This window comes from Kitasatospora sp. NPDC059812, from assembly GCF_042732075.1.
Lineage (GTDB): Bacteria > Actinomycetota > Actinomycetes > Streptomycetales > Streptomycetaceae > Kitasatospora.
Map to the genome: position 1 here is coordinate 58,954 of NZ_JBHWIO010000041.1, position 9,143 is coordinate 68,096.

5 protein-coding genes are annotated in these 9,143 nt (G+C 75.6%); all 5 read right to left on the reverse strand.

What is annotated here, in order from left to right:
• Positions 1–213: 213 nt before the first annotated feature.
• Complete coding sequence (locus tag ACFV6D_RS21315; protein WP_380428973.1) at positions 214–1,593, reverse strand: serine hydrolase domain-containing protein; 1,380 nt, start codon at positions 1,591–1,593, stop codon at positions 214–216.
• A gap of 245 nt (positions 1,594–1,838) precedes the next feature.
• Entirely contained in the window at positions 1,839–3,203 is a 1,365-nt protein-coding gene (locus ACFV6D_RS21320) for a M1 family metallopeptidase (RefSeq protein ID WP_079135337.1), read from the reverse strand.
• The gene (locus ACFV6D_RS21325; RefSeq protein ID WP_380560744.1) at positions 3,200–7,156 is read right to left on the reverse strand and encodes a Pls/PosA family non-ribosomal peptide synthetase; all 3,957 of its coding nucleotides are present in this window, start codon (positions 7,154–7,156) and stop codon (positions 3,200–3,202) included. Before ACFV6D_RS21325 ends, ACFV6D_RS21320 begins: the two co-directional genes overlap by 4 nt.
• A 438-nt stretch (positions 7,157–7,594) precedes the next feature.
• Positions 7,595–8,461, reverse strand: coding sequence for an NmrA family NAD(P)-binding protein (locus tag ACFV6D_RS21330; protein ID WP_380560745.1), 867 nt, complete (start codon positions 8,459–8,461; stop codon positions 7,595–7,597).
• A complete protein-coding gene (locus ACFV6D_RS21335; protein WP_063346030.1) occupies positions 8,458–8,940 on the reverse strand; it encodes a hypothetical protein in 483 nt (160 codons plus the stop codon). The genes ACFV6D_RS21330 and ACFV6D_RS21335 overlap by 4 nt, the downstream gene beginning before the upstream one ends.
• Positions 8,941–9,143 lie beyond the last annotated feature (203 nt).

Sequence of the window (9,143 nt, forward strand, 5' to 3'; positions counted from 1 at the left end):
CGGAGCGCAGATGTGCAACTGCTGAATGGGACCACCCGTCGCCTCCCGGTCATCTGCCGGGCACCGGGCGCTCGCCCGCCGGGGGTGGACAGCCCGGGCGCCTGTGCGCCCGGGCCGACCACTCTCTCCGGGGATTCCCCTGGAACTCCCGCGGACGGGTGCGATGTTGTGCGCGACCGGCGTGCCCCGAGCAGGGCGCGCCCCCGGCAGGTCCTAGAAGGCCTGCCAGCCCTTCGGGTCGACGTCGCCCGGGATGACGGGCGCGGGGCCGTAGGGTTCACGGGTGAGGACGAAGGAGCCGAGGTCCAGGTGGCTGACCGTGCCGTCGGCCGCCCGGACCACCCGCAGGGTCTCGCCCGTGTAGTAGTCGTCCAGTCCCGTCCAGGTGCCGTCCGGCTCGGCGCGGAAGCGGGAGCTGCGGGCTCCGCCGGTGAGCGAGGTCAGTTCGAGGCCGCGGTCGGCCCGCAGCCGCAGGGCCTGCGCCGAAGTGCCCCAGTACCAGGGGCCGGTGAGGGCCAGCAGCTCCTCGTCGACCTCGGGCAGCGGGCGCCAGGGCTCGGGCAGCCGGGGCTCGTGTTCGGCGGTGAGCGTGATCAACTGGGTGGCCACCAGGGTGGTGCCGGCGCCGGTGGTGGCGTTGGACAGGGCGATCGCGGCCAGGCCGTCCTCGTCGCTGACCCACAGTGCGGCGGTGAAGCCGGGCATCGAGCCGGTGTGGCCGTACAGCACCCGGCCTTCGTGGCGGCGCAGTTGCAGGCCGAGGCCGTATCCGGTGGTCCAGGTCGTGTTGTCGGGGCCGGTGGCGGGCCGGCGCATCTCGGCGAGCGAGTCGGCGGCGAGCACCTTGTCGTCCCCGGCGGCGAGGAAGGCCGCCCAGCGGGCCAGGTCGGCGACGGTGGACCAGAGTTGGCCGGCCGGGCCCATCAGGCCGGTGTCGGTGAGCGGCTCCGGCAGCATGACGTCGGCCCACGGGTGGACGGCGAAGCCTCCGGCGTGCGGGTGCTCGGGCAGCAGGGTGGTGCGGTCCATGCCGAGCGGCGCCAGCACCTCGCGTCGCAGCACCTCGCCCCAGGGCTCGCCGCGCAGCCGCTCGACCAGCGCGCCGAGCAGCGCGTAGCCGGGGTTGGAGTAGTGGTGGAGGCGCCCGGCCGGGTGCTTGATCGCGGCGCCGGGCTCCAGCAGGTCGTCCAGTCCGGGTCGCAGGGAGCCGTCGGTCCGTTCCCACCAGGGCCCGGGCGTCTCGGCGGCGAGTCCGGCGGTGTGGGCGAGCAGTTGCGCGATGGTCGCGCCGTCGGCCGGGGTGCCGGGCAGGTGGCGGGCGAGTGGGTCGGCGAGGTCGAGCAGGCCCTCGTCGCGCAGCCGCAGCACCAGCACGGCGACGAAGGTCTTGGTGAGCGAGCCGATCCGGTACTGGACGTCGGGGGTCGGCGCGTGTCCGTCGATCATGCTGCGGGCGCCGCTCCAGACCAGCCGGCCGTCCCGGACCACTCCGGCGGCCAGGGAGGGCGTGCGCCCTTCGGCCTGGGCGACGGCGATCCGGTGCAGCAGGGCGCGGCGGGTGGTCGGCAGCAGTTCGTCGGACTGATCGGTCATCTGATCCTCTGAATCCTTCGGCGCGGTCCGGCGGGGGAGGCCCGTCGGTGTGGTCTGCCACGAGGTCCGTCGGCGAGACCGTCGGTGAGGTCCGCAGGCGGGGGCCGCCGGTCAGCACGGACGGGCGACAGACGAACCCAACCTAGCCAGGCCGCTCCGAAGGATCCACCCGTTATCTCCGCAAACGCCCCGCGATCGCGCCGCGAATGCCCCGTGAACGCCCCGCGATGTCGTCGCCGGGCCGGTCAGCCTGGCAGCGGCGGGAGTTCGGGCCGCTGCAGCCAGGCCTCGAAGACCGGGGCCAGCGGGGCGGTCGTGTACCGGGAGGCGTGCGCGAGCAGGTCGGCGGTGCCGACGACGCCGTGCCGGTGGACGCTCGTCCAGTCCCGCAGCATCGCGAAGAAGGCGTCCTCGCCCAGCGCCCGCCGCAGCGCGTGCACGGCCAGGCCGCCGCGCTGGTACAGCCGGTCGTCGAACATCAGCCGGCGGCCCGGGTCGGCGAGCCTGAGGTCCTGCGGGAGCCCGGCCAGCAGGCCGTGCGCGGCGGCGGCGTGGGTGGCCGCGGCCGGGCCGCCGGCGTGCTCGGACCACAGCCACTCGGCGTATTTGGCGAAGCCCTCGTTGAGCCAGATGTGCCGCCAGTCGGCGATCGTCACGCTGTTGCCGAACCACTGGTGCGCCAGCTCGTGGGCGATCAGTCGCTCGCGTTGCCAGCCGCCGCCGAGGTGGTTCGTCCCGAAGGTGGCGACGCCCTGCGCCTCCACCGGGACGTCCAGTTCCTCGTCCGCGACGACCACCGCGTACTCGCCGAACGGGTACGGCCCGAACACCTCGTCGAAGTACGCCATCATCTCCGGCTGCCGGCCGAAGTCCCGGGTGAACGCGGGGACCAGCCGCTCCGGCACGTAGCCGGTCTGCGGCACGGCCGGGCGGGCCGCCAGCGGCACCGGCCGGTAGTGGCCGATCGACACCGTCACCAGGTACGGCGAGGTCGGCGCGCTCTGCTCGTACACCCAGGTGGTGCTGGACGCCCGGGTGGTGCGGGTCAGCAACCGACCGCTCGCCAGCACGGTGAACGGGGACGGCGTGGTGATCGCGATCTGGTACGTCGCCTTGTCGGCGGGCCGGTCGTTGCACGGGAACCAGGACGGCGCGCCGATCGGCTGGCTGGCGACCAGCGAGCCGTCGGTCAGCTCCTCCCAGCCCAGGCCGCCCCACGGGCTGCGCACCGGGCGGGGGTTGCCGGTGTAGTGCACCTCGACGGTGAACGCCGCCCCCGCCGCCAGCGCCCTGGCCGGGCGGATCCGCAGCTTGCCGGCGCGGTGGGTGTAGCGGGCGGCCTTGCCGTCGACCAGTACCCGCCCGATCCGGAACTCGGCCAGGTCCAGCGCGAACTCGGCCAGCGCCGCGTCCGCCACGGCGCTCAGCCGGGCCGAGGCCGCCAGCCGGTTCGGCCCGGGCCGGTAGTCCAGCGCGAGCTCGTAGCGGTGGACCCGGTAGCGGTGGTCGCCGCTGGCCGGGAAGTACGGGTCGGGGGCGCCGGCGGCCGCCGGGACGTGCTTGGGCTTCACGGGGGCGGGCACTTCCTGCGGGCCGGGACGGGTGGTCATGGCGTGGGCTGCCACGCCTCGATGGGGTTGCCCAGCCACCGCGTGTCGGCGGGGACGGACTCGGCGCGCATCACCAGCGAGGCCGGGCCCAGCGTGCTGCGCGCGCCCACCGTGCTGCCGGGCAGCACGATGCCGCCCGGGCCCAGGGTGGCGCCCTCGCGGAGGATCACAGTATCCATCCGCATGATCCGGTCGTGGAAGAGGTGCGTCTGCACCACGCAGCCCCGGTTGATGGTGACGCCGTCCCCGAGGGTGACCAGGTCCGCCTCCGGCAGCCAGTAGCTCTCGCACCAGACGCCGCGGCCGACGCGCGCGCCGAGCGCCCGCAGCCAGAGGTTCAGCACGGGCGTGCCCGGCACCGCGCCGACCAGCCACGGCACCGCCAGCACCTCGACGAAGGTGTCCGCGAGCTCGTTGCGCCACACGAAGCTGCTCCACAGCGGGTGCTCCACCGCCCGGAACCGGCCGACCAGCAGCCACTTCGCCGCCACCGCGACCAGGCAGGCCACCGCGCCGGCGCCCAGCAGCACCAGGCCCGAGAGCAGCGCGGCCACGCCCGCCGGCCAGGAGACGGACAGCCGGGACAGCACCGCGACGGTCAGCATGCCGAGCGCCCCCGAGGCGAGCACCGGCAACAGCCGGGCCAGCTCGACCAGTCCGCGCGCCCAGAGCAGCCGGGCCGGCGGCTCGTAGGTCAGGCTCTGGTCGGCCTCGTCCGCCGCGCGCGGCAGCCGCATCGGAGGCATGCCCAGGTACGAGCCGCCCTTCTTGGCCTTCTCCGGCGTCGCCGACAGCACGCCCACCAGGCCCCGCTTGGGCACCGCCCGCCCCGGCGCGGTCATTCCCGAGTTCCCGAGGAACGCCCGCTCGCCGACCTTCGCCTCGCCGAGCCGCACCCAGCCGCCGCCCAGCTCGTACGGCGCGATCAGGGTGTCGTCGGCCAGGAACGCGCCGTCGCCGACGGTGGTCAGGCTGGGCAGCGCCAGCACCGTGGACACCTCCGCGCCCCGGCCGACCCTCATCCCGAGCGCCCGCAGCCACAGCGGCGTGACCAGCCCCGCGTACAGCGGGAACAGCACCTCCCGGGCCCGGTCCATCAGCTGGGTGACGGTCCACGCCTGCCAGCCGACCCGGCCGTGCAGCGGGTGCACCCCGGGGACCAGACCGCGGCTCAGCAACCGGACGGCGGCCACCAGCTGCGCCGCGTACACCGCGCCGTACGCCAGGGCGGCGGGCAGCAGGCCGAGCAGCGCGCCGCCGAGCGCCGCACCGAGGTCGTCGCCCTGGTGGACGAATCCGGCGAGAACCGCGAGCGCGGCCAGCGCGGGCGCCACCGGGAGCAGGCCGAGCGCCGTGCCGCTGGCGCCGTAGAGCGCGGCCCAGAACGCCCGGTGCGGCGGGCGCTCCTTGGGCCACGCCCGCTCGACGCGGCCCAGCTTGACGGCGGGCGCGCCGCCCCAGCGCTGGCCGGTCGGCACCTGCCCGGTGACGCTGGAGCCGGGCAGCACCTGGGCGCGCTTGCCGACCCGGGCGCCGGGCAGCAGGGTCGAGCGGGTGCCGACCACGGCGCCGGAGCCGACCTTGACCTGGCCGACCTCCAGCCGGTCGCCGTCCAGCCAGTAGCCGCACAGGTCCACCTCGGCCTCGACGGCGCAGCCCCGGCCCAGCTTCAGCATCCCGGTGACCGGCGGCAGCGAGTGCAGGTCCACCTCGGGCCCGACCTTGGCACCCAGCGCCCGGGCGTAGCGGACCAGCCAGGCGCCGGACAGCGCGGTGGCGCCGCTGAGCTCGGCGAGCCGCTCGGCGGTCCAGAGCCGCAGGTGGATGGCGCCGCCGCGCGGATGGCTGCCCGGTCGCAGGCCGCGCAGCAGCAGCCGGGCGCCGCCGGCCGCGATCGCCAGCCGGCCCGCCGGGGTGTACAGCGCCAGGGCGCCCGCGCCGACCGCCCACCACGAGGCGGTGGGCGCCCACGGGTAGTCGCCGAGGTGGGAGAGCAGGTTGCCGGCGGCCAGCAGGGCGGCCGTCCAGCGCAGGCCGACCACGGTGAACAGCGGGATCAGCAGGAGCAGCTGGAGCAGCTTGGCCCTGGTCGGCACCAGCGCGACGGTGCGGGCCTGGCCGCCCTGGGCGGCGGTGCGCTCCAGGTGCCGGGCGAGCTTGCGCAGCGTCGGGTGCTGGTAGACGTCCAGCACGGCGGCGTTTGGGTAGCGGGTACGCAGCAGCGTGGTGAGCCGGGCGGCGGCCAGGCTGCCGCCGCCGATGCCGAAGAAGTCGTCGCGCGGGCCGCTCACCGCCACACCGAGGATCTCGGCCCACTGCTCGGCCAGCCAGGCCTCGGTGCCGTACAGCTGCTCGCTCGGCCCGGCGTTCTCCAGCTCGGGCAGCGGCCATGGCAGCGCGGCCCGGTCGACCTTGCCGGAGGTGCGGGTGGGCAGGGTGTCGACCGGCGCGAGCAGCGGCACCAGGGCGGCCGGCAACTCGGCGCGCAGCCGTTCGACGGACTGCTCGCGGTCGAAGCCGTCCTGGACGACCAGGTAGCCGACCAGCAGCTGGTTGCCACCGCGCGCGGTGCGGACGGCGGCGGCCGCGCCCGCCACGCCGGGCAGGGCCTGGAGCGCCGCGTCGACCTCGCCGAGTTCGATCCGGCGGCCGCCGAGCTTGATCTGCTCGTCGGTGCGGCCGAGGAACAGCAGGCCGGCCGGGTCGGCCTGGACCAGGTCGCCGCTGCGGTACGCGCGCTCCCAGCCGAGCGAGGCCAGCGGCGCGTACTTCTCGGCGTCCTTCCCCGGGTCGAGGTAGCGGGCCAGGCCGACCCCGCCGATCACCAGCTGTCCGGTGCCGCCGGCCGCGACCGGCTCGCCGGCCTCGTCGACCACGGCGAGGTCCCAGCCGTCCAGCGGCAGGCCGATCCGGACCGGGCCGTCGCCGGTCAGCAGCGCGGCGCAGGCGACCACGGTGGCCTCGGTGGGGCCGTAGGTGTTCCAGACCTCGCGGCCCTCGGTGACCAGCCGCTGCACCAGCTCCGGCGGGCAGGCCTCGCCGCCGAAGATCAGCAGCCGCACCTCGTTGAGCGCCTCGGCCGGCCAGAGCGCGGCCAGCGTCGGGACGGTGGAGACCACGGTGATCTCCTGCTCCGCCAGCCAGGGGCCGAGGTCGGCGCCGCTGCGCACCTGGGAGCGGGGGACGGGCACCAGGCAGGCGCCGTGGCGCCAGGCCAGCCACATCTCCTCGCAGGAGGCGTCGAAGGCCACCGACAGGCCGGCCATCACCCGGTCGCCGGGGCCGATCGGCTCGTCCTGGAGGAAGAGCGCCGCCTCGGCGTCGACGAAGGCGGCGGCGTTGCGGTGGGTGACGGCCACGCCCTTGGGGCGGCCGGTGGAGCCGGAGGTGAAGATGATCCAGGCGTCGTCGGTCGGCGCGGGGCGGGGGCGGTGGTCCGCGGCCGCCTCGCCGGGGTGGGGCACCGGGCATTCGCGGTGGACGGTCAGCGCGCGGTCGGCGCCGAGCACCGCGGCGACGCCGGCCTCCCCGAAGACCAGCTGGGCGCGCTCGTCGGGGTCCTCGGCGTCGACCGGCACGTAGGCGGCGCCGGCGGCGAGCACCGCGAGGATCGAGACGTACAGGTCGTTGGTGCCCGAGGGCACCCGCACGCCCACCCGGTCGCCAGGGCCGATCCCGGCGGCGGCCAGCCGGCGGCGCAGCTGCTCGACCTCGGCGGCCAGGGCGCGGTAGCCGAGCACGGTGCGCCCGTCGTCCAGGGCCGGCTCGTCGGGGTGGTCGCGGACGGTGGCGTCCAGGACGTCGACCAGGGTGCGCGGTGCGGCGGCCGGACGGCCCGGGAAGAGGGCCTGCGGCGGTGCGGCATGGGGTGGCGTGGCTTGGGGCTGAGTGGCTCGGGGTGGTGTGGCCTGGGGCGACGTGGGGGACTGCTCCGTGCTCGGTTCAGCTGTCATGGCAGCCCGTACGCTCCTCGTCCTCGCCCCGTTCCGACTGATGCCCGGCCCTTCGGGGCGGTGGGAGCACTCGCCTGACGGGGTGACCCCACTCCGGGGCCGGAGCGGACAACCCGACTGATGGTAGCCCCGGGTGCGAGGCGCCGTACGGCCCGACACCTGGCCCAACTAGGCCGGAAATGGCCTGAGCTGACGTTGTGTCAGTCAACAACTGGATAGGCGTGGAAGTCATGTGACTGGATGTCAGTCGAATTGACGGATCGTCAGGACGAATTCTCGATCGTGATCCACGCCACAGCGAATGCTGCTCCCTTCGGGTGGCGGGCCCGGCTTCCCGGCCCGGTTCCGGCCTGGCAGCCGGGCCCGCCATGGTGTCGGAGCGCTGTCCGAGAGGCGCCCGAATGACGCCCGGGTGGTGCCCGAGTGGCGCCCGACCGGTCAGCGGAAGCAGTGCAGGTGCTCCTGGAGGAACGCCTCCAGGGTGCGCGGGGCGTGCCCGGTGAGGTGGGTGAGGGTGTCGTCGGGCGCCTCCCGGCGGACCACCGCGAGCTGCTGGATCTCCACCACGTGGGAGGCCAGCCAGGGCGGCATCCCGGCCCGCTCGACCAGATGGGCGTGCAGCCCGGCCGGGGGCAGGTCGAGGTAGCGGACCGGGCGGCCGAGCAACTCGCCGAGCAGCCCGGTGAGCTCCGGGTAGCTGTACGCCCGGCCGCCGGTGAGCGGATACGTTCCGCCGGCGAGCTCCGGGCGGGTGAGCACCCCGGCCGCGGCGTCGCCGATGTCCCGGGCGTCGACGTAGTTGCAGCGGGCCTGGCCCAGGGCGCCGTGCACCACCCCGGCGGCGGCGATGCCGGGTGCCAGCAGCAACAGCTTCTGCATGAATGCGTACGGCCGCAGCACCGTCCCGGTGACACCGGACGCGCGCAGGCGCTCCTCGATCAGATGGTGGCCGCGCGAGACGGCCACGGGGGAGTCCGGTTCGGCTGCGGGTGCGGAGATCTTGACGATGTGCTCCACGCCGCTCTCGACCGCCGCGTCGATCGCGGCCAGCTCGTGCTCGACCTGGTGCGGGCCGTTGGCCATGGTGAGGAAGAGCTGGTGCGCGCCGCGGAAGGCCGCGCGCAGCGAGTCCGGGTCGGCGGCGTCGGCCGGGAGCGTCTCGGTCAGTGCGAGGGTCCGGTCGTCGAGTCCGGCCGCGAGGCGGGCGGGGTCGCGGCTGAGTGAGCGGCTCGGTGCACCGAGGGCGGCGAGGCTGCGCAGGGTGGCACCGCCGGTGGCGCCTCCGGCGCCCATGACGACGATCATGAGGTCTGTCCTTCCGGTCGGGTGGAGAGTCGGTGCTGCGGGGATCGGGGCCGGCGGCTGCCGCGCCAGCGCCAGGTGATCACGGTGGCCGCGATCGCCGACGAGACCGGCAGGTCGATCGGAAGGCGGCCGGGCCAGGGGCTGGTGGCGAGCCCGTGGATCTGCGGCAGCCAGTGCGCGGCCGCGAGGCCGACGGCGAGTGCGACGGCCGCGGCGGCCAGGCCGAGTGCGGGGGCCAGCAGGGCGTGCGGTGCCCGGCCGCCCGGGGAGCGGTTGGACCGGCGCCGCAGGGCGGAGCCGACCAGGGTGGCGACGACGGCCGAGGTGCCGCCGATCGTGGTGGCCGCGGCGATCATCAGCTGCGGCTGGTGCGTGACGGCCCCGCCGATCCCGGCCATCACGGCGGGCATCGCGTAGGCGACGAGGACCTCCCGCCACAGGGTGAAGGGGGGTGGTGCGCCGGGTGCTTTCTTGCTCATGGGCCTCTCCTGCGGAGGTGCTGGGGTGAAAGTGATTAGGTGGCTAACTATTTGTGATTAGGTGCCTAACTATTGGGTCGTGAAGTCGGGGGGGGGGGGGGGGGGGGCGCCCCCGCCGCCCCCCGGGCGGGGGGGGGCCCCCCCCCCCCCCCCCCCCCCCCCCCCCCCCCCCCGCGGGCGGGCCCCGCGCGGCGCCCCGCCCC